Genomic DNA, 19,200 nt, shown 5'->3' on the forward strand with positions numbered 1-19,200 from the left:
CGAGGCGGTTTCTCCCCAGCGAACTACGGTCCGCGTGCCGTGTCGAGCGATCCGGCCGGATATCACCCGATACGGGTGAGACCGCACCAGTCGTAGTACGAGGTGACCGCGGGTTGGCCGGTGTAGCCGGGGCCCGCTGTGTCGTCGGCGCCGAGGTAGGTCGCGGGGAAGTGGGGAGAGGCGGGGCCGGTGGCGGTGACGAGGTGTTTGCGGGCGTCGTAGGCGATTTCGGCTCGGCGCAGTTCGGCGTGCACCTCGCGGGCGGCGGAGGAGCCGTCGCGGTGCCGGACGGCGGCGGGGTCGAAGTGCGCGGCGAGGGTGCCGCCGGGGGTGAGCCACCCTGCCATGGCGGTGAGCAGCCCGAGTTTGTCGCCGATGTAGTGCAGCCCGTGCACGCAGGTGACGAGGTCGGCGGTGCGGTCGGGGCGCCAGTCGTGCGCGCTGGCGGTGTGCAGGTGGAGGCGCGGGGTGCGCGGCGGACTCTGGAAGTAGCCGACGAGATCGATGCCGAGCAGCGTGACGTCCGCGTCGGGGTGGTCGGCGGCGCAGCGGGACTCCGCCTCGAGCAGCGCTCGGCCCGCGCCGCAGCACACGTCGATCCAGGTGACCGGGGCCGGCAGCCGCTGGACGAGCCGCGCGACGGGGTCGAAGCCGAGGTCGCGGGCGTAGCTGTTCACCCCGGTGAGCCCGCGGCCGCGGTTCATCGCGTTGTTCGCCACTACCGACGACCGCTCCAGCGCGGCGTGGTCGAGCAGGTGCGGGGCGGCGGTCATTCGGCGTGCAGGCCCGGGGTGAGCCCGACGTGCGCGTCGAGGCCGACGAGCCGGTGGTACATGGCCTCCGCGGCGGCGGAGTCCGGGTCCGCCGCGGGCACCGGCTCCGACGAGCGGCTGCGCTTGGCGTGGTACAGCCCGGAATCGGCGGCGGCGAGCAGGGATTCGGCGCCGTTGCGGGCGATCCTGGTGGTGATGGTGCCGATGCTCGCGGTCACCGCCAGCCTGCGGCCGCCCGCGTCGATCGGCTCGCGGAAGACCGCGGCCAGCCGCCGCGAGATGGCGTCGACCCGCTCGGCGGTGGTGGGCGGGGCGATGAGCGCCACGAACTCGTCGCCGCCGATGCGGGCGATCAGGTGGTCGTCGTGCGCGCGGGTGTCGGCGTGCAGCCGGGCGGCGACCGCGCGCAGCACCGTGTCGCCGACGGTGTGCCCGAACCGGTCGTTGATCTGCTTGAACCGGTTCAGGTCGAGGAAGCAGAGCCCGACCAGCGCGCCGTCGTCGGCGGTGGCGCTGTGGCGGTTGATGGTCTCCATGAGGTATCTGCGGTTGGGCAGCCCGGTGAGCGGGTCGTGTCTGGCCTGGTGGTGCAGCTCGGCCTGGTGCCGGTACTGGTCGGTGACGTCGGCGCCGACCGCGACCAGGTAGTCCGGTTCGCCGTCGGAGCCGCCCCCGGCGAAGGTGATGCCGATGTTCATCCAGCCGATCGAGCCGTCCGCGCGCACGAGCCGCTGCTTGAGCGAGACCGTGCCCTTCCCGGCGGGGATGAGCTGCTCGTAGAGCAGGGTGCGGATGTGGTCGTGGTCGTCGGGGTGCGCGAAGTCGTAGACCGAGATCCCGGCCAGCGCGTCGGGGGCGACGCCGATCATGTCGGCGAGGCTGCGGTTGGCCTCCAGGATCCGGCCCTCGGTGTCGCCGATGGCGATGGCGGCGGCCGAGTGGTCGAACAGGATGCGGAGCCTGCGCGCCCGTTCGTCCGGCAGCGCGGACTCGGTGCGCCGCGCCTGGTGCCCCTGCCCCACCGCCACCAGGTAGCCCGCCGCCACCTCGGCGCGGCCCGCGCTCGCCGCGATGGCGAGCAGCACCGGCGCGGAGGCGATCGGCGCGGCCGGGTCGGTGAGCCCGGCATCGACGAGCGCGGCGCCGAGCCCGGCGCCCGCGGCGGGCGCGAACGGCTCGGCGCCGAAATCGCGGAGGGCGTGGCCGGTCAGCGCGTCGAACACGACCTCGGGGAGCGCGACCCCGGTCGTGCTCACCGCCTCCCGCCACGACCGAGCGAGAATCGAGCGTTCGCCGCGCGTCACGTCAACCAGACCCTTCGAGCATCACGAGCACCCCACCGATGGCGCCGCCGCGCTGCGGCCGGTGGCGTTCCCGCCGACGGCGCAGCCGACCGGCGAGCAGCCAGGATAGCAGCGCGCGGGCCGGGCGACGCCGGAACCGCGGCGACCCCGGTGCCCAAGGGGGACACCGGGATCGGCGGGTCAGCCGTTGACGACGGTGGTGCAGGCGAAGGTGATCTCGAAGGGGATGCTCTTCGGGCCCGCGAGGGGGTTGGTGAGGTCGACGCCGCCGACACCCTCGCCGGTGACGGTGTAGGTGGTACCGCTCCTGGTGACCTTCGCCGACCCGCCGGGGGCGCCCGCGCCGTAGCCGACGGCGTAGGGGGTGCCGTTCTCGCCGCCCTTGGTGCCCGCGATGGCGACGGCCTGGACGGTGTCCTCGCCCTGGATGGTGGCCGAGACGGTGAGGTTGCCGTAGGTGGCGTTGCTCAGGTCGGTCAGGGCCAGGGCGAGGGTGCCGTTCTGCTTCGCGCAGGTGGTGTCGAGGCGGGCGTCGATGGCCTTGCCGTCGACCTTCGCGGCGGAGCTGCCCGCGGGGCCGGTGTTCGCCTGCGTGGTGGGGTTGCTCGAGGGGGTGGCGGTGCTGCCGCTGTCGCTGCAGCCGGTGACCAGCAGGGTGAGGGTGGCGGCCGCGGCGGTGGTGATGGTGGCCAGGCGGATGGTGGTGGTGCTCATCGCTTTTCGTTCCTTCGATCTCGGGTTGTTCGGCTTCCGGTGAGGCCGTTGAGATGAAGGTAGGAGGGAATCGCGCCCTACCGATCCCAGGTTTCCGGGGAAATGCCTGGTCGGAGGTAGTCGTCCAGCCGTGCCGCTGCGCGCAGCATGGCCAGCCCGCGCGCGGTCAGCGCCTGCTGCCAGCCGTCCAGGGCCGCGGCGAGCTCGTCGGTTCCGCCTGCCGTGCGGACCTGCTCCACCACGGTGGCGATGCGTTCCAGCGGATAGCCGCCGCGGCGCAGCAGGTGCGCGAGTTCGGCGTCGCGGACGTCGCCCGCCCGGAAGATCCGGTGCCCGGTCGCGCGATCCCGAGCCGGGACGAGGATTCCGGCGCGCTCCCAGGTGCGCAGGGTGGCCGGGCTCAGCCGCAGGCGGTGCGCGAGTTCGCCGATACTGCGCACGCCGGAGACCTCGGGGTGTTCCCGGTGGGCCGTGAGGTGGCCGATCGCCCGGCGGACCTGGTCGAGGGTGTCGCGATCACGGAGGAAGCGGCCGTGCCCGTCCGCGATCACGGCCAGCGCGCGGTCCACCTCGCCCGCGTGCAGCGCCGTCATGACCCGGCCCGCGGGGTCATGGCCGTGCGCGGCGACCAGGGCGAGGTACGCGCGCAGCGCGGCGGCGTGCCGCTCGGTGTAGATCCGGTAGCCGGTGGGGGTGCGCGCGGCGGGCGGCAGGAAGCCGTCACGCTCGTAGTTGCGGACGGCCTGGGTCGAGATGCCGTGCTCGCGGGCCAGGTGGGAGGGGCGGAGTGAGGTCACCGAGTGGAGACTTTACGGCAGGTATTCCAGGTCGGTGGACACGAACCTTCACCCGTTCGTTCAACGATACGATTCACTCACATGAGTCAGGACATCCGAGATTTCCTCACCCCGTCGTGCACACTGCTCGGACTGGGGGAGCCGACCCACCGGGAGCCCGCCTTCGGGCACCGCCGCAACGACGTCTTCGCCACCCTCGTGCGGCTCGGGTTCCGCTCCATCGCCCTGGAGACCGACCGGGTGGCCGCGCTCGCGGTCGACGACTTCGTGCGCGACGGCACCGGAACGCTCGACGACGCCCTGCGCGACGGCTTCTCGCACGGCTTCGGCGCGCTGGAACCGAATCGGGAGCTGCTCGCCCGGATGCGGGCCTACAACGCGACCCGCCCGCCCGGGGAACGCCTCGCCTTCCACGGTTTCGACGCACCGACCGAGAACACCACCGCCCCCAGCCCGCGCACCTACCTCGAGTACGCGGCCCGCCACTTCGACATCGACCTGGACAGCGCCGAATTCGGCCCCGACGAGCAGTGGGACCGACCGGAGGCGATCCTGGACGCCTCCCGGTCGATCGGCGACAGCGACATCGCCACGAAGCTCACGGTTCGCGCCGACGACCTCCTCGACACCCTGCACGCCCGCGCCCCGGAGGCGAGTTCCCGCGCCGCATGGCGCCGCGCCCACACCCACCTCACCGCCGGGATCGGGCTGCTCCGCTACCACCGGCAGGCCGCGCGGCGGGTCGAGGAGAGCGCCCGTATCTCCGGGCTGCTCGCCACCCGCGGCGCCATCATGGCGCGCAACCTGCTCGACATCCGCGAGATCGAGGGCGACCGCGGTCCCACCCTGGTCTTCGCCCACAACGCGCACCTGCAGCGGATTCCGAGCAGCATGCGCGTGGCGGGGATGGCGGTCGGCTGGTGGTCGGCGGGCGCCATCGCCGACACCGTGCTCGGCGAACGGTACCGCGTAGTGCTCGGCGCCATGAGGAGCGACGCGCTCGACCGGGCCTCGGTCGACGCCGCCGACGGTGTGCTGTACGTCGACGGCTGACCTACCGGGTCGGCGCCGCGGCGGCGAACTCCCCCACCCGGGCGAGGTCGTAGTCCCCGGCGCCGGTGCCGACACCCTGCGCCACCTGCGCCGCCACCGCGCACCCGAGCCGCGCCGCCCGACCGAGATCCCGGTACTTCAGCCAACCGGTGACGAACCCGGCGGAGAAGGCGTCCCCGCAGCCGGTGGTGTCGACGACGTCGACCGCGAAGGCGGGCACCGCCACCGTGTGCTCCGGCGTGACGACCAGCGCCCCCGCCGCGCCGCGGGTCAGCGCGACACCGCCGACGCCGTGCCCGAGCAGCGCGCGAGCCCCGGCCTCGAGGTCGTCGGTGCCGGTGAAGCCGCGTACCTGCTCGTCGTTGGGGAGCAGGAAGTCGGTGTGCGGCAGCGCGCCCGCGATCCACTGCAGCAGCCCGGGGTCGCCGGGGGCGAGGATGTCGATCGAGGTGCCGATCCCGCGTTCCCTGGCCGCGGCGAGCAACTTTCCGGCCGCCTCGCCGCCGAGGAACTCGGGGCCGCCGATGTGCAGGTGGTCGATGCCGTCCAGCGCGTCGGGGGCGAGGTCGGCGAGGGTGAAGGCGGCATTGGCGCCGACGCAGTGCCAGGCGGGGCGGTCGCCGTTGGGCCGCACCGGGATGACCGAGCCGGAGGTCTGGGCCGAGGCCGCGGTGATCAGCCCGCGGGTGTCGACGCCGTAGCCCGCGAGCAGCGCGGTGAGGGTCTGCCCGAGCGGGTCGGCGCCGATCGCGCCGTGCGTGCGCACCCGCGCGCCGAGCCGGGACAGCACCACCGCGGTGCCGCCCGCGGTGCCCGCGGGGGAGAAGCCGATCGACTCCACCAGCGCGCCGTCCGACCCCGTCGGGATCGATTCGATGCCGACGACGTGCACGTCGAGCACGTGGATGCCGACGGTGGCGATGGTCAGCTCAGCCATGCGGGTTCTCCTGGATCGTGCCGTAGCGCAGGCGGATCGCCTGCTCGACCACGGCGGCCTGCTCGTCCGCGGTGAGCACGCGCGGGCTGCCCATGGCGGTGGTCTTCGCGAACAGCGCCGCCGCCCACTCCAGCAGCAGCGCGTTCTCCAGCGCCTTGTCCAGGGTGTCGCCGAGCGCGACGGCGCCGTGGTTGGCGAGCAGCGCCGCCTGCTTGCCCACCAGCGCGGCGCGCACGTGCGCGGCCAGCTCCGGCGTGCCGAAGGGGGCGAACGGCGCGATCGGGATGTCGCCGCCGAGCAGCAGCTGCTGGTAGTGCAGGACGGGCAGCGCGGTCAGCCCGGCCAGGCAGGCGACCGCGGTGGAGTCCGGGGCGTGCGTGTGCACGACGGCGCCCGCCCCGGTGTCCCGGTAGATGCCGAGGTGCAGGTCGAGTTCGGAGGTCGGGCGCAGCCGCCCGGCGCGGATCTCGCCGTCCGGGGAGACCTCGGTGACGGTCTCGGCGGTGCACTCGCCGAGCACGACGCCGGTGCCGGTGACCGCGATCCGGTCGCCCGCGCGGGCCGAGACATTGCCCGCGGTGCCGATCAGCAGCCCCGCCGCGGCGAGGCGGCGGGCGGTGGCGGCGACCCGCTCGCGCAGATCGGGGTCGGGCATGCGCGGCTCCTCGTCGGTGAGTTCCCCTCGGAACCTACCGCGCGGACCGCTTCCGCGTGCCGCGGTGGCTCAGCTACCCCCGCCGCCGCCACAACCGCCGCCCCCGCCGCCGCAGCTCGAGCCGCCCCCGCAGCTCGACCCGCCGGAGCCGCCGTCGTGGCCCGCGCCGTCACCGCCGAGGAAGCCGCCCGCGGCCCAGGCGCCGTCGCGGCCGGACCTGCGGCCGGACCCGCGGCCGGACGACGGCCGCCGACCGCGGACGACCCCGATCAGCAGGAGCAGGACGGCCACCGCGACGAGCACGATGCCCGCCACCGGATGGACCGTCGCGCCCAGCGTGATGCCGAGCAGGAAGACGATCAGAGCCAGGCCGAACAGCATGTGCACCCTCCCCGGTTCCGCGCACCCGCGCGGTCGGATCGAGCGTACCTCCCGGATCCCACCCCGCCGTCGGCGATTCCGGCTGTCGCCCCCGCCCGCTACGGTCACCGGAACATCGGACGGGAGGCCCCATGACCATCGACACCACCGCGCCGCGGTTCACCCCCGACCCGCCGGTCCCGGAACAGGCCGTCGCGCCCGGCCGCGACGCCGCACTGCGCGAACTGCTCACCGCCGACCCCGAACTCGCCGCGGCCGGTCTCACCCCGCTCCCCGGCACCGAGATCGACGGCGGCAGCGTGTGGCTGGCGCCGGTCGAGCCCGGCTACCCGGCCTGCGACCGGTGGCGCACCCTCCGCGACCGGTTCGAGCGGACCGGCTTCTGGCCGGTGCTCGTCGAGGAGGCGACGCTGCACCACCCGCACGAACCGGAGACCGTCCCCGGCCCGCTGGACGGCGCCGCGGTGCTCACCGCGCGCGTGACCGACCGCGAGTACGGCGACCCGGTGCGCGCCGAGGTCGACCTGGGCGACGCCGACGACCCGGACCGCTACGCGGGCTTCGACTGGGCCGACACCTGGGCGATCATCGGCGACGAATTCGACCGCGTCGCCCTGGTTCCGGTGGCCGCGCCCTGGCTGGTGCCCGCCCGGCTGGGCTGGCAGGGGGCCTGCAATGCCGGGCTCGACGGCGCCGAGCACGCAGCGGTGCTGCGCCGCTGGCACCACCTGTACCGGGCCGAGCTGCTCACCCTCGGCTTCGACACGGTGTGGCTGCGGCACCTGGCCCCGCTGCCGGACCGGGAGACCGCGCTGGCCGCCGCGTACGAGGCCTTCGCCTACTGCCCGGACGCGGTGCACCAGGACTACGGTTCCCTGGACGGGGTCGCCGAGCGGCTGCTGCGCCCGGTCTGGCGGCTGTGGTGGGACTGACCGGAAATGGTTGCGGATCGGTTGCCGACCCCGCAGAATGACAACCGATCGGGTGCACGGCGGTGACCGGCGAAGACGGGGTGATGACCATGGTCAGGTCGGGGACTTTTCTGGAGGCGCTGGCCCGGCTCGCGCCGGAACCGCTGACCGGCGACCGTTTCCCGCGCTGCCCGCACGGCTGGTGCGACCGCCCGTGGCACGGGCTGCCGGTGCTCGCCGGGGCGGAGGCGCCGCCCCGCAGGGGTGCGGTGACCGCGGCTCCCGGTGATTCGCTGGTGTTGTGCCCCGGGTCCGGGATGCCGGGGCCCGACCTGCGGGTCGGGCGGGCTCAGCTGCCCTGATCGATCAGGGCGCCACCGTCCCCAGGGCCGGGGGAGGGAGCGGCGGGTCACCCCCGGCCCCGACCAGCATGCGCTTGAGGATCTTGCCGGTCTCGCCGCGCGGCAGCGCGCTCAGGAAGGTGACGTCGCGCGGGACGGAGAAGCGGCTCAGCCGGTGCCGCACGTAGTTGCGCACCATGTCCGAGTCCAACCCGGCGCCCTCCCGCTTCACCACGAAGGCCGCGAGCCGCTGGCCGTACTCCCGGTCCGGGACGCCGACCACCGCCACCTCGCTCACCTGCGGCAGGTGTGCCAGCGCCTCCTCGACCGGGCGCGGGAAGACGTTCTCGCCGCCGGAGATGATCATCTCGTCGTCCCGGCCCGCGATGAACAGCCTGCCGGTGGCGTCCAGGTAGCCGAGGTCGCCGGTGTCGAGCATGCCGTCCGCCTCGTCCGGCGGGGCCGAGTTCACGTAGCCGTCGAAGAGCATGTGGTTGCCGACGTAGACCCGCCCGGTCCGGCCGACCGGCAGCGGCTTGCGGTCCGGGCCGAGCACCCCGAGCCTGGTGCCGAGCGGGGGGCGGCCCGCGGTGGTGGGGGAGGTGCGCAGGTCGTCCGGGTCGGCGATGGTCGCCCATGACACCTCGGTGGAGCCGTAGACGTTGTAGAGGATGTCGCCGTAGGTGTCCATGAAGTCGAGCACGGTGGCGCCTGCCAGCGGGGCGCCGCAGCTCGCCACGATGCGCAGGCTGGAGGTGTCGTAGCGGGCGCGTACGCCCGCGGGCAGGTCGAGGATCCGGTTCACCATGATCGGCACCACGATCAGCGTGGTGATCCGATGCTCGTGCACCAGCCGCAGACACTCCTCGGCGTCGAAGCGCTCCGGCAGCACGACGGTGGCCCGGATCGCGGTGCTCAGCTGCAGCGCGGCCAGCCCCCAGGTGTGGAAGAGCGGGGCGGGGATGAGCATGTTCTCGTCGCTGCGCAGCGGGATCCTCGACATGAGCGCGGCGACCGTGGCGAACCCCTTGGGGTGCGGGCGGCGGGCGCCCTTGGGGGTGCCGGAGGTGCCCGAGGTGAGCACCACCAACCTGCCCGGCTGCACCGGTTTGCGGTACTCCCGGTGTCCGTCGCCGATCAGGTCCTCGGTGGTGACGTTCCAGTCGTCGCCGGGCAGGTTCTCGGTGCGGAACCGCGGCAAATCGGTGTGCAGGTACTGCACCAGGTGGTCGTACTCGGCGTCGACGAAGAGCGCCTCCAGCCGGTCGCGCTGCACGATCTCCTCGATCCGCCGCGCGGGCAGCCCGGTGTTCAGCAGCACCGCGTCCACCCCGAGCTTGCCCGCGGCGACCATGGTCTCGACCATGGCGCCGTGGTTGCGGGCCAGGATGCCGACGGCGTCACCGGCGCCGAGCCCGGCCTCGGCCATGGCGGCGGCGAGCAGCTCGGTGCGCTCGTGCATCTCGGCGAAGGTGCGCGAGCCCCACGCGTCGACGACGGCGGGGCGGTGCGGCACCCGGATCGCGCCGGAGGCGTAGCCGCCCGCCAGGTTGAAGCCGTACTCGGAGAGCCTGCGCAGCTGCCGGACCGCGGAGTCGGGGCGGTAGGTGCGCAGCACGCCGCCCGCCACCACCTGCCTGGCGATGTCGGCGCGCCTGCGCAGCGGCGAGTCCTCGCCGTTGACCACCACCGAGGTCGGGGTGCCGAGCACCAGGTCGGCCAGGCGCCGCAGGCCGCGCACGGCCCAGTCCACCACCGCGGAGTTGGGCAGGTCGGCCAGGCCGGGGTGCATGCGCGCGGGCGCGAAGAAGGTGACCGTGACCCGGGTCCTGCGCTGGTCGCCCTGGAGCCGGATGGAGGTGAAGCTGCCCTGCGCGGGGCAGTGCAGCTCGATGCCGTCGCCGCCGCGCGCGGCGGTCATCCGCACCACGTGGGTGCGGATCTCGGTCGCGGGGGTGCCGACCCGGAAGCGGATCACCGGATCGCCCTCGACCGACTCCAGCGGGTCGCACGCGCCGATGCCCGGGAACAGTCGCGGGTAGGTATCCGGAATCTGCAGGAGATCCGATACTGCCTTGCGGTCGACCGGGAACTCCGCGACCACGTCGATAACGTCGGTAACCAAGCGCTTGCACTTCTCGTCGGCCGGTTCGAACAGCTCGGGTCGGCGGGAATTTTATTTGTAACCGTGGGCACACACCTGGTCAAGTGCCGCAGCGTCTTCCCTGGTCAGGCTGGCGGAGAGAGTGAAAGTCCGGGCCGGGAACGCCGTTTCACTGTCTCGGACGGAGAAATCGGCGCATAATTTGCCCAGTGGAACACCGCGCCCATTTCGCAAAATTCGTGAAATATACCGTGGGGGCCGGTGTTTCGTTGTGAAACGGCACTGCCGAGCCGGTTCGGCGAAGTTATGTCTCCGTGGGACAATAGCGCGCTACACTGCGGCCATGGGTGGCGACGACGATGTCGACCTCGACGGCCGCAGGCAGCGCACCAGGCGCAGCCGGACCGCGCTCTCGCGCGCCGCCTTCGACCTGCTGGTCGAGCGCGGGCTGGCCGGGGTCGCGGTCGAGGACATCGCCGGGCGGGCCGGGGTCACGCGGCGCACCTTCAGCAGGCACTTCGCCTCCATCGAGGACGCGGTGCTCGGCGACATCGACCGCGATGTCGACGTCTTCAACGCCGCGCTGCGCGGTCGCCCGGCCGCCGAGCCGCCGCTGCTCGCCTACCGCAACGCGGTGCAGGACTGGCTGGCCGCGGCGGAGGGCGACGGCGGCGACGTCCCGCTCTGGACCAGGCGCTGGGTGGTCTTCCGCCGCTTCGACAGCGAGCCCAGGCTCTTCACCGGCTACCAGCGCATCCGGCTGGCCGGGCAGCGCGAGGCGGTCGACATCCTGGCCGCGCGGCTCGGTGTCGACCCCGCCGTCGACCGGCGCCCCGCCGCGGCGGTCGCGGCCGGGTCCGGCGTGCTGCTCGCCGCCTTCCAGACCTGGGCGCTCGGCGCCGACCCGGACGCGCTACCGCGGCTGGTCGGCGAGTTCTTCGACGCGCACCTGCTGCTCGTCGCCGCCGCGATCCCGGAGGAGTCCCCGCTATGACCATCGGGCAGGCAGGCCCGCTGCGCCGCACCTGCAGGCGCGCGGGGCTGGACCGCAACCCCATGCGCCGCCGCGAGGACCGGCTGCAGACCGCGCTCGCGGCGCTGCTGCTGCTGGCCTTCCTCGCCGCGCTGCCGCTGACCGCACTGCTGGTCGCGCTCCCGACGTACCGGGCGGAGGTCGGCGCGGTCGCGGCCGAGCAGGCGAAGCTGCGTCCGGTGCCCGCCACCGTGCTCACCGCCGAGCACGCCCCGCTGTACGCCCCGGTCTCCAGCGCGACCGTGCGCTTCACCGGACTCGACGGCGCCGAGCGCACCTCGGTGCACCGCGCCACCGGGATGCTGACGCCCGGTGGCGAGGTGACCGTGTGGCTGAACGCCGCGGGCGAGCCGGTCGAGCCGCCGCCGCCCGCCCGGCCGCTCGGGCGCGCGACCCTGCTCGCAGGCGGCGCGCTGCTCGCCGCGCTGCTCGTGTGCGGTGGTGGCTACCTGGCCGCGCGCGCCGTCCTCGACCGCAGGCGCTCGCGCGCCTGGGACCGCGAATGGGCCTGCGCGCCCTGGGCGGGCGCCTGACCGGACTACACCGGGAAGAGCGAGTGCTTGCGCGGGTTGTGCCGCTTCGTGAGCTCCTTCTCGCGCAGCAGCCGCAGCGCGCGCCGGATCTCCAGCCGGGTGGCGGACGGCTCGATCACCGCGTCGATGTAGCCGCGCTCGGCGGCGATCCACGGGGTGGCGGTGGTGGTGTTGTACTGGTCGATCATGAAGTCGCGGACCGCGGCGCGCTGCTCCTCGGGCACCTTCATGAGCTGCCGCTTGCCGACGATGCCGACCGCGCTCTCCGCGCCCATGACCGCGATCCGCGCGGTCGGCCAGGCCAGGCTGATGTCGGCGCCGAGCTGCTTGCAGCCCATCACCGCGTAGCCGCCGCCGTAGGCCTTGCGGATGACGACGGTGACGATCGGGACCGTCGCCTCGATCACCGCCCGGAAGAACCGGCCGCCGCGCTTGATGACGCCGTTGCGCTCCTCTTCGACGCCGGGCAGCACGCCCGGGTTGTCGACCAGGAAGACCAGCGGCAGGCTGAAGGCGTCGCAGAGCCGGATGAAGTGCGTGGCCTTGTCCGAGGCCGCGGCGTCGATGGCGCCGCCGAGCTGCATCGGCTGGTTCGCGACGACGCCGATCGCGCGGCCGTCCACCCGGGCGAAGCCGACGATCAGGTTGCGCGCGCTGTCCTCGGCGATCTCGTGGAAGTCGCCGTCGTCGAAGCAGCGCAGGATGACGTCGTGCATGTCGTAGCCCGCGCGGTCGGAGTCCGGGATGATCGCGTCCAGCTCGCGGTCGGAGTCGGTGAGCTCCGGCTCCAGCCCGGGGTTGACCAGCGGCGGGGTCTCCAGGCAGTTGGTCGGCATGTAGCTGAGGTACTTGCGGGCCCAGTCGAAGGCCGCGCGCTCGGTGGTGGCGACGTGGTGGATGGTGCCGTTGTCGGCCTGCACGCGGGCGCCGCCGAGCTCCTCCATGGTCACCTCCTCACCGGTGACCGCCTTGATGACCTCGGGGCCGGTGACGAACATGTACGAGTTCTCGGTGGCCACCAGGATGTCGGTGTTCACCGGGCCGTACACCGAGCCTGCCGCGCACTTGCCGAGCATGATCGAGACCTGCGGCACGAAGCCGGAGAGCTCCTCCTGCCGCCTGCTCATCCGCGCGTACCAGGCCAGCGAGGTGACGGCGTCCTGGATCCTGGCGCCGCCGGAGTCGTTGATCGCCACCACCGGGCAACCGTTCTGCAGCGCGAAGTCGAGCGCGGCGGCGACCTTGCGGCCGAACATCTCGCCGACCGAGCCGCCGAACACCGTCTGGTCGTGCGCCACCACCACGACCGGGCGGCCGTCGATGTAGCCGCGGCCGGTGACCACGCCGTCGCCGTACATGGCGTTGTCGGTGTAGGGCTGGCGCGCGAGCGCGCCGATCTCGACGAAGGTGCCCGGGTCGAGCAGCATCCGGACCCGCTCGCGGGCGCTCGGGATCTCCTTGGCCTTGCGCTTGGCGATCCCGGCTTCCCCCGCCGGTTCCTCGGCCAGCTCCAGGACGGCCTGCAGCTGTTCCAGCTTCTCTCGGGTACCGCTCATCGTCTACTCGTCTACCTTCTTCGAACTCTCGGCGTCGCCCCTGCCCGTCGGCGGGCGAAGGGCCGATGCTAGCGGTGCCGGGCCGGTGGCGCCCGGGCCGGGGTGATCTCAGGGACGGTTCACAGCACCGTCGTCGTCACCGATTGTGTCGGATCCCTGCCCTGCGGCGTTTCAGCTCATGAAGGTCTCCAGAATTGCGTCGGGGTGGCGGAGCCGCGGGGCGCCGGGTTTATCGTTGGCGCGACGCAGCGCCGGGAATGCGCGGTCGGCGCTGCGTCTCCCCTTCGCGCTCCCTGCCGCTCCCGCAACAATGCGGCGAATGCGGGCCGTTCCGAAGAAATTCTCCCCTGTGTGCGGTCGAGTGCGAGATCCGCTGGTAGCGATGGAAATCGGCCGCTCCGCCGCGTATCCTCGACCCCTTTCCCGGCGGCGGCCGTGATCTTCTTGTGATTCCCCCCAAGGGGCCGGTGACGGGCTGATGACTTTCCCGCAAGACGGTTCGGGACCGGGTGCAATCCGGCGCGGGCTCGCTAGCCTTCGGCAGTCATGGTGGGCACACACGGAACGGGCGCGGCGGGCCTGGAAGCGAAACTCGTCGAACATCTGCACCGCGGGCACGGGCTGCCCGGTGGTGACGTCGCCGACGCCGCCCGCACCCTGATCGCCGAGGCGGCCGGGTCGCTGCGCCCGCGCAGCACCGCCGCGGCGGTGGACCCGAGCGGCTCCGCGGCCCGCTGGGCGCGCGAGGGCGTCGCGCTGGAGGCGGTGCTCGAGGCCTGCCACGACGGCGTCCGGGCCGGGCTGGAGCTGCTGGCCGAGGAATCGGGGCAGGCCGCGCGGCCGGTGGTCGACGGCGCCGAGCTGCTGCTGCGCGCGCTGGAGCGGGTCACCGTGCTCGCCTCCGCCGCCTACGCCGACGAGCACCGGGCGGTGGCGCGCGAGCACCAGACCGCGGCGCAGACCATGGTCGCCGCGCTGCTCGGCGGGCACGGGGTGCACCGGATGGCGCGGCAGAGCGGAATCCCGGTGGCCGAGTCGTACCAGGTGGTCGCGCTGGCCATCCCCCCGCACCCGGACGAGGAGCGTGGTTTCGGCGCCGCCTCGGTGGCACGGCGCAAGCTGCGCCGGGTGCAGTCGGCGCTGGCCAACCCCTTCGGCTCCAGGGCGCTCTCGCTGCTCGGCACCGACGGCGGCACCGTGCTCGTTCCGCTGGACGCCGACGCGGCGCTGACCGCCGCGACCATGCGCACCGAGACCCTCGCGGTGCTCAGCGAGGCCGCCGAGGTGCCGCTCACCGCCGCCGTCACCGCGGGCGCCACCGGACGCATTCCGGAATTGGCGGCGCGCGCGCACGACATGCTCGACGATATCCGCGAGTCGGGGCGCGGCCCCGGGCTCTATTCCATTCCGGATATCGCCGACGGCCGCGCTTGTGACGCGCCCCAGCAGGCGCGCAGGGGAGTCGTCACTCCGCCCAATGCCGCTCGAATCGGTCGCTCCGCCTGAGCGCTGTTGCCTATCGTGGCAGGTGGGCCCGGCGTTTCCGGCCCGGTGAGGAGTTTCCGCAATGCCGACCGACCGGTCAATCACCCGTGATCTCGAACCGGCGGTCGGCCGAGCGCTCCGCGACCATCTGCGCAAGGCACGGGAATGGGATCCCGACGAGCACCGCCCGCGCGGCCGGAATATCGCCGACCGCGCCGGAATTCGGCTCCTCGCCCCGCCTCCGGAATCCGATCCGGGTACCCGGCGCATGCTGATATCGCTCGCGCTGCTCGAGCACGACCTGCCCGCCTGGCACCGCGCACTGTGCACCGCCTTCGGCCGCGATGGCGCGTGGGGCGCCTGGATCGGGCGCTGGACGGCCGAGCAGGGCAGGCACGCGATCGTGCTCCGCGAGTACCTGGTCGGCACCGGCGCCGTCGACCCGGCCGAGTTCGAAGCGGCCAGGTCGGCCCGCGCCGCCGCCGGGGTGCGCTGGCCGGAGGTGGACGCCGGACCGTTGCCCGCGCTGGTCTACGCGACCATCGCGCACGCCGCCGTCCGCACCGCCTACCGCCGCCTCGGCGCGCGCAGCGCCCAGCCCGCCACCGAGCGCATGCTGCGCCGGGTGGCCGCCGACGAGAACCTGCACCTCATCGCCTTCCGCGACCTCACCGCCGCCGCGCTGGCCGTAGCCCCTGACGCCGCGATGCGCGCGGTGGCCGACGTGGTCGTCGGGTTCCGGCCGCCGCACGCCGCGCTTCCCGGATTCGACCGCGAGGCGGCGATTTTCGCCGCCTACGGCGGGTATGACTCCTCCGTGCACCTGACCGAAGTCCTGCTTCCCACGCTGCGGATGTGGCGGGTGTCGGAGCTGGAGTTCGGCGCGGAGGGGGAGCGGGCGCGCGCCGAGCTCCGCGAATTCCTCGCCGGGCAGGCCGAGCGCTCGGGCGCGCTACCACTGGCGGCCGCCGGATGAGCCGGAACCTGCGCCGCCGCCTCCCGCTCGGGGTCGCCGCGGCGGCGGCGCTCGCGCTCGCCGTCGCCTCCGGGACCGGGGTGGTGGCGTCGCCGTCGGGCGCCCCGCTGCCGCCGCCGGTGCCCGCCCCGCCCGCGCCGGGCCCGGCCGATCCGGCGCCGACGCCGGCCACCCCGCCGCCGATCGACCCGGCCATGACCAGGTCGGGGCTGGTCGAGCGGATTCCGCGGGCGGAAGGGCGGGAGACGCTGCGCATCGCCTCGGCGGGGATGCGGCGGATCATCTCGGTCGACGTGCTGCACGGCTCCGGCTCGGGGCCGCGGCCGGTGCTCTACCTGCTCGACGGGGTGGACGGCGACGCCACCTCGGCCTGGCTCACCAAGGGGAGGGCGGCGGAGTTCTTCGCGGACCAGCCGGTCGACGTCGTGGTGCCCGGCGGCGGCACCGGCAGTATGTACAGCGACTGGGAGCGCACCGACGCCGCGCTCGGGCTGAACCGGTGGGAGACCTTCCTGACCGAGGAGCTGCCGCCGATCGTGGAGTCGCTGCTGCGCTCGGACGGGCGGCGCGCGGTCGCCGGGGTCTCGATGGGGGCGCAGGCCGCCATCATGCTGGCCCAGCGGCACCCGGGGCTGTACCGGGCGGTGGCCGGGATGAGCGGGTGCTACTCGACCGCCGACCCGCTCGGGCGCGCGGTCACCACCATCACCGTCGCCTCCCGCGGGGGTGACGTGCAGAACCTGTGGGGGCCGCCGGGCTCACCGCAGTGGGCGGAGCACGACAGCGTGCTCGGGGCGGAGTCGCTGCGCGGGACCGCCGTGTACCTGTCGGCCTCGCCCGGGCTGCCGACCCCCGCCGACCTGGTGGCGATCGCCCAGGCGCCGTCGGTGCCCGCGGCGCTGGCCGAGGCGGGGGGCGGGGCCGCGCTGGAGGCGGGGTCGCGGGCCTGCACCGAGCTCTTCGCCGGGCGGTTGGCGCAGCTCGGCATCCCGGCCACCGTGGAGTACGCGCCGGACGGCATGCACACCTGGCCCGATTTCGCGGCCCAGCTGCCGCGCACCTGGGCCGCGCTGGCCCCCGCCCTCGAGGTAGGGCCCTCCTAGGGGCTCGACGCACGCACCCGACGGCGATCGAACCGCCGCCAGGCGACGCGACGGTCTCGACGCCGTGCGGCGGTCAGGGAAACCGGACTTCGGCGGCGGCGTAGCCGAAGAGGGGGCGGCCGGCGGAGCGCAGGTCGAGGGCGAGGGTGGCGCGGCGGGTCTGCGGGTCGAGGCGGGCGACGCGACCGCGCAGGGTCACCGCGATCGCACCCGCGGCGGGGATGCGCAGGGAGTGGGTGAAGCTGCCGAACTGGGCGCGCAGGCGGGTGACGGCGCCGGGGTCGCCGAGCCAGTTGCTCACGTACCCGGAGGCCAGGCCGAGCTGCAGCATGCCCGGCGCGACGCCGCCCGCCTCGGGGCGGGCCGGTTCGCCGGTGGCGGCGGCGAAGCGGGCCAGGTCCTCGTGCGCGAGCAGCAGCGAGCCGGGCGGGAGCTCGGCGCCCGGTGCCAGGTCCTCGAAGCGCACGGCGGGGCGCGGGGTGCGGTCGGTGCGCGCGGGCAGCGGCGCCTCCGGGACGGGGCCGTCCACGGGGGCGTAGCCGCGCTCGGTGATCCGGCGCGCGACCGCGCCGAGCACCGACTCCCGCTCGCCGGTGCGGGCCAGCAGCGCGGCGGAGCCGGTCTGCACCACGGCCCCGTCGGCGGCGGTCAGCGCGCTGCGGATCGCCATGACGTCGTAGTCGGCGAACTGCCGGAACGACTCGAAGTAGATGTCGCACCCGAGCAGATCACCGGCGACGAGCGGGCGCCCGATATCGATCACCTGGTCGGCGTGCAGAATCCTGGCGCTTCCCGAACCGGAGCCGACGATCTCCAGGATCTCCCGCTGCACCCGCCCCAGCACGATCGAACTCCAGGTGGGCGGGGCGATGAGCGCCGGGTACCCGAGTGCGGCGGCGGCCGCCGCGCTGGAGTGCGCCGGATGGAAGTCCCGGACCGCGCGGGCGAATTCCCGCACCGCCCCCGCGGTGACCTCCACCCTGGCCGTGGCCCGGTACCGGTGCCCGTCGAGGCGGTGCGCGGGCGCGGTCGCCTGCCCGGCTGCGGTGCTGCGCATTCGAACTCCTGTCGCCGTTCCCCCGTTCGCGGACCGATCCCCACATGATCAATCCGGCTCTCCGGGCGGCGGGCATCGCCCGGCATTGTCTGGAGATGTCACCGAAACCCGCCGCGCCGGTTGGTGGAACGCCACGTGACCCCGATTCGCGCTGTTCGCGGCCGGTGCTGTGGTCGGTCACCGGACCGCGGAACCGGCATTCGTGAGTCGTCCAGGAACCCCGGAAGCGGCGCGGAACCGGGTGGCCAGGGTCGTAGCGTCAGCCCGCATCCCCGGGCGGGCCGACCGGCTCCCCGATCCGCCCGGCGGATGCGCCCGCACCCGTGCGGCCGGGCCGGGAACGCACGACCCCGCCGACCGCCCCGGCCGCAGCACGCGGGTACCGGACCCACCGGGCCGCCCGGCCCGGTGGGCTCCGGACAGCACCGGGAGCCCGAAGAGAAACGGAACCGCCCATGCCAGGCCCGAGCCGACCCCGCCGCACCGCCCGCGGCCTGCGCGCCCTCGCGGTGGCGGCCATCGCCGCCGCGTTGAGCACCGGGCTGCCCGCGCCCGCGAACGCCGCACCGGAGGCTCCCGCGATCACCGGCCGCTGGGCCGTCGACGACCGCACCGTGCAGCTGCGCGTGTACTCGGCCGCCATGGGCCGGGACATCATGGTCGACGTGCTGCGCCCGGCCGACACCGGCGCACCCCACCCGGTGCTCTACCTGCTCAACGGCGGTGGTGGCGGCCAGGACTCGGCCACCTGGCAGCGCCAGACCGACGTCGTCTCCGGCTTCCTCGCCACCAAGGACGTCTACGTGGTGCAACCGGTCGGCGGCCGCTGGAGCTACTACACCGACTGGCGCGCCCCCGACCCGAAGCTCGGGCTCAACCGCTGGAAGACCTTCCTCACCGAGGAGCTGCCCCCGCTCGTCGACGCCGAGTTCGCCACCACCGGCGCCAATGCCATCGCCGGGCTCTCCACCTCGGGCACCTCGGTGCTGCAGCTGCCGATCGCCGCGCCCGGGCTCTACCGGGCGGTCGCCGCCTACAGTGGCTGCGCGCAGATCAGCGACCCGCTCGGGCAGGAGTTCGTGAAGCTCGCGGTGGAGACCTGGGGCGGCGGCGACACCGCCAACATGTACGGCCCGCCCGGCGACCCCGCCTGGGCCGCCAACGACCCGTACGTGCACGCCGACCGGCTGCGCGGGCTCGAGCTGTTCGTCTCCACCGGCACCGGCGTGCCCGGGCACCACGACGTCTTCAACGGCGCGCACATGCAGCCGGGCCCGCGCGGCTACCTGAACCAGCTGGTGCTCGGCGGCGTCATCGAGGCCGCGGTGAACGTCTGCACGCAGAACCTGCGGCAGCGGCTGGACGGGCTCGGCATCCCCGCCACCTACGACTTCCAGCCCACCGGCACGCACTCCTGGGGCTACTGGCAGGAGGCGCTGAAGGCGTCGTGGCCGGTGCTGGCGCGCGGGCTCGGCGTGCCGGAGTAG

General features: G+C 74.0%; 19 protein-coding genes. 9 read left to right on the forward strand and 10 right to left on the reverse strand.

Going from position 1 to position 19,200, the window contains the following annotated elements; genetic code table 11:
• Positions 1–62: 62 nt before the first annotated feature.
• From ACFUUZ_RS22935 to ACFUUZ_RS22950, 4 genes are all read right to left on the reverse strand, one after another.
• Positions 63–773 carry a class I SAM-dependent methyltransferase gene (locus ACFUUZ_RS22935; protein WP_378699395.1) on the reverse strand — a complete coding sequence of 237 codons (711 nt, stop codon included), beginning with the start codon at positions 771–773 and terminating at the stop codon, positions 63–65.
• Positions 770–2,029, reverse strand: coding sequence for a diguanylate cyclase domain-containing protein (locus ACFUUZ_RS22940; protein WP_378699397.1), 1,260 nt, complete (start codon positions 2,027–2,029; stop codon positions 770–772). The genes ACFUUZ_RS22935 and ACFUUZ_RS22940 overlap by 4 nt, the downstream gene beginning before the upstream one ends.
• 228 nt (positions 2,030–2,257) lie before the next feature.
• On the reverse strand, positions 2,258–2,791 hold the full coding sequence (locus tag ACFUUZ_RS22945) for a lipoprotein LpqH (protein ID WP_378699400.1): 534 nt from the start codon (positions 2,789–2,791) through the stop codon (positions 2,258–2,260).
• 77 nt (positions 2,792–2,868) lie between these two features.
• The gene (locus ACFUUZ_RS22950; RefSeq protein ID WP_378699402.1) at positions 2,869–3,588 is read right to left on the reverse strand and encodes a TioE family transcriptional regulator; all 720 of its coding nucleotides are present in this window, start codon (positions 3,586–3,588) and stop codon (positions 2,869–2,871) included.
• An 81-nt stretch (positions 3,589–3,669) separates the two neighbouring features.
• On the opposite strand from ACFUUZ_RS22950, the gene ACFUUZ_RS22955 reads away from it, so the two are divergent.
• Complete coding sequence (locus ACFUUZ_RS22955; protein WP_378699404.1) at positions 3,670–4,641, forward strand: erythromycin esterase family protein; 972 nt, start codon at positions 3,670–3,672, stop codon at positions 4,639–4,641.
• Between the two features lies 1 nt (position 4,642).
• Here the strand turns inward: ACFUUZ_RS22955 and ACFUUZ_RS22960 are convergent, their stop codons facing one another.
• The 3 genes from ACFUUZ_RS22960 to ACFUUZ_RS22970 form a co-directional block, all read right to left on the reverse strand.
• Complete coding sequence (locus tag ACFUUZ_RS22960; protein WP_378699406.1) at positions 4,643–5,578, reverse strand: carbohydrate kinase family protein; 936 nt, start codon at positions 5,576–5,578, stop codon at positions 4,643–4,645.
• Positions 5,571–6,233 carry a class II aldolase/adducin family protein gene (locus ACFUUZ_RS22965; RefSeq protein WP_378699408.1) on the reverse strand — a complete coding sequence of 221 codons (663 nt, stop codon included), beginning with the start codon at positions 6,231–6,233 and terminating at the stop codon, positions 5,571–5,573. Before ACFUUZ_RS22965 ends, ACFUUZ_RS22960 begins: the two co-directional genes overlap by 8 nt.
• 69 nt (positions 6,234–6,302) lie before the next feature.
• Entirely contained in the window at positions 6,303–6,614 is a 312-nt protein-coding gene (locus ACFUUZ_RS22970; protein ID WP_378699410.1) for a hypothetical protein, read from the reverse strand.
• A 131-nt stretch (positions 6,615–6,745) separates the two neighbouring features.
• On the opposite strand from ACFUUZ_RS22970, the gene ACFUUZ_RS22975 reads away from it, so the two are divergent.
• Both ACFUUZ_RS22975 and ACFUUZ_RS22980 read left to right on the forward strand, forming a co-directional pair.
• Positions 6,746–7,546 carry a DUF4253 domain-containing protein gene (locus tag ACFUUZ_RS22975; RefSeq protein ID WP_378699412.1) on the forward strand — a complete coding sequence of 267 codons (801 nt, stop codon included), beginning with the start codon at positions 6,746–6,748 and terminating at the stop codon, positions 7,544–7,546.
• Positions 7,547–7,608: 62 nt separating this feature from the next.
• The gene (locus tag ACFUUZ_RS22980) at positions 7,609–7,887 is read left to right on the forward strand and encodes a hypothetical protein (protein WP_378699414.1); all 279 of its coding nucleotides are present in this window, start codon (positions 7,609–7,611) and stop codon (positions 7,885–7,887) included.
• A 4-nt stretch (positions 7,888–7,891) separates the two neighbouring features.
• On the opposite strand, the gene ACFUUZ_RS22985 is transcribed toward ACFUUZ_RS22980, so the two are convergent.
• On the reverse strand, positions 7,892–9,991 hold the full coding sequence (locus ACFUUZ_RS22985) for an AMP-binding protein (RefSeq protein ID WP_378699416.1): 2,100 nt from the start codon (positions 9,989–9,991) through the stop codon (positions 7,892–7,894).
• 322 nt (positions 9,992–10,313) lie between these two features.
• Here ACFUUZ_RS22985 and ACFUUZ_RS22990 point away from each other — a divergent pair, with 322 nt between their 5' ends.
• Together ACFUUZ_RS22990 and ACFUUZ_RS22995 are read left to right on the forward strand one after the other, a co-directional pair.
• On the forward strand, positions 10,314–10,964 hold the full coding sequence (locus ACFUUZ_RS22990) for a TetR/AcrR family transcriptional regulator (protein WP_378699418.1): 651 nt from the start codon (positions 10,314–10,316) through the stop codon (positions 10,962–10,964).
• Complete coding sequence (locus tag ACFUUZ_RS22995; RefSeq protein WP_378699420.1) at positions 10,961–11,536, forward strand: hypothetical protein; 576 nt, start codon at positions 10,961–10,963, stop codon at positions 11,534–11,536. The genes ACFUUZ_RS22990 and ACFUUZ_RS22995 overlap by 4 nt, the downstream gene beginning before the upstream one ends.
• Positions 11,537–11,541: 5 nt before the next feature.
• Here the strand turns inward: ACFUUZ_RS22995 and ACFUUZ_RS23000 are convergent, their stop codons facing one another.
• Positions 11,542–13,092, reverse strand: a complete 1,551-nt coding sequence (locus ACFUUZ_RS23000) for an acyl-CoA carboxylase subunit beta (RefSeq protein WP_378699422.1) — start codon at positions 13,090–13,092, stop codon at positions 11,542–11,544.
• Between the two features lie 546 nt (positions 13,093–13,638).
• Between ACFUUZ_RS23000 and ACFUUZ_RS23005 the strand changes: the two genes are divergently transcribed.
• The 3 genes from ACFUUZ_RS23005 (at position 13,639) to ACFUUZ_RS23015 (ending at position 16,656) form a co-directional block, all read left to right on the forward strand.
• Positions 13,639–14,598, forward strand: a complete 960-nt coding sequence (locus ACFUUZ_RS23005) for a transcriptional regulator (RefSeq protein WP_378699423.1) — start codon at positions 13,639–13,641, stop codon at positions 14,596–14,598.
• A 61-nt stretch (positions 14,599–14,659) separates the two neighbouring features.
• A complete protein-coding gene (locus ACFUUZ_RS23010; RefSeq protein ID WP_378699425.1) occupies positions 14,660–15,553 on the forward strand; it encodes an acyl-ACP desaturase in 894 nt (297 codons plus the stop codon).
• Positions 15,550–16,656, forward strand: coding sequence for an alpha/beta hydrolase (locus tag ACFUUZ_RS23015; protein WP_378699427.1), 1,107 nt, complete (start codon positions 15,550–15,552; stop codon positions 16,654–16,656). Before ACFUUZ_RS23010 ends, ACFUUZ_RS23015 begins: the two co-directional genes overlap by 4 nt.
• Before the next feature lie 73 nt (positions 16,657–16,729).
• On the opposite strand, the gene ACFUUZ_RS23020 is transcribed toward ACFUUZ_RS23015, so the two are convergent.
• On the reverse strand, positions 16,730–17,713 hold the full coding sequence (locus ACFUUZ_RS23020) for a MaoC family dehydratase N-terminal domain-containing protein (RefSeq protein WP_378699429.1): 984 nt from the start codon (positions 17,711–17,713) through the stop codon (positions 16,730–16,732).
• A gap of 455 nt (positions 17,714–18,168) precedes the next feature.
• Between ACFUUZ_RS23020 and ACFUUZ_RS23025 the strand changes: the two genes are divergently transcribed.
• Complete coding sequence (locus ACFUUZ_RS23025; RefSeq protein ID WP_378699431.1) at positions 18,169–19,200, forward strand: alpha/beta hydrolase; 1,032 nt, start codon at positions 18,169–18,171, stop codon at positions 19,198–19,200.

This window comes from Nocardia sp. NPDC057353 (genome assembly GCF_042667085.1).
Lineage (GTDB): Bacteria > Actinomycetota > Actinomycetes > Mycobacteriales > Mycobacteriaceae > Nocardia.

Excerpts from the sequence above, each read along its gene's own strand:
- ACFUUZ_RS22970 (WP_378699410.1), bottom strand. The coding sequence starts at position 6,614 with ATGCTGTTCGGCCTGGCTCTGATCGTCTTCCTGCTCGGCATCACGCTG.
- ACFUUZ_RS23025 (WP_378699431.1), top strand. The coding sequence starts at position 18,169 with ATGCCAGGCCCGAGCCGACCCCGCCGCACCGCCCGCGGCCTGCGCGCC.
- ACFUUZ_RS23005 (WP_378699423.1), top strand. The coding sequence starts at position 13,639 with ATGGTGGGCACACACGGAACGGGCGCGGCGGGCCTGGAAGCGAAACTC.
- ACFUUZ_RS22990 (WP_378699418.1), top strand. The coding sequence starts at position 10,314 with ATGGGTGGCGACGACGATGTCGACCTCGACGGCCGCAGGCAGCGCACC.
- ACFUUZ_RS22960 (WP_378699406.1), bottom strand. The coding sequence starts at position 5,578 with ATGGCTGAGCTGACCATCGCCACCGTCGGCATCCACGTGCTCGACGTG.
- ACFUUZ_RS22955 (WP_378699404.1), top strand. The coding sequence starts at position 3,670 with ATGAGTCAGGACATCCGAGATTTCCTCACCCCGTCGTGCACACTGCTC.
- ACFUUZ_RS22965 (WP_378699408.1), bottom strand. The coding sequence starts at position 6,233 with ATGCCCGACCCCGATCTGCGCGAGCGGGTCGCCGCCACCGCCCGCCGC.
- ACFUUZ_RS23000 (WP_378699422.1), bottom strand. The coding sequence starts at position 13,092 with ATGAGCGGTACCCGAGAGAAGCTGGAACAGCTGCAGGCCGTCCTGGAG.
- ACFUUZ_RS23010 (WP_378699425.1), top strand. The coding sequence starts at position 14,660 with ATGCCGACCGACCGGTCAATCACCCGTGATCTCGAACCGGCGGTCGGC.
- ACFUUZ_RS23020 (WP_378699429.1), bottom strand. The coding sequence starts at position 17,713 with ATGCGCAGCACCGCAGCCGGGCAGGCGACCGCGCCCGCGCACCGCCTC.
- ACFUUZ_RS23015 (WP_378699427.1), top strand. The coding sequence starts at position 15,550 with ATGAGCCGGAACCTGCGCCGCCGCCTCCCGCTCGGGGTCGCCGCGGCG.
- ACFUUZ_RS22975 (WP_378699412.1), top strand. The coding sequence starts at position 6,746 with ATGACCATCGACACCACCGCGCCGCGGTTCACCCCCGACCCGCCGGTC.
- ACFUUZ_RS22935 (WP_378699395.1), bottom strand. The coding sequence starts at position 773 with ATGACCGCCGCCCCGCACCTGCTCGACCACGCCGCGCTGGAGCGGTCG.
- ACFUUZ_RS22995 (WP_378699420.1), top strand. The coding sequence starts at position 10,961 with ATGACCATCGGGCAGGCAGGCCCGCTGCGCCGCACCTGCAGGCGCGCG.
- ACFUUZ_RS22945 (WP_378699400.1), bottom strand. The coding sequence starts at position 2,791 with ATGAGCACCACCACCATCCGCCTGGCCACCATCACCACCGCCGCGGCC.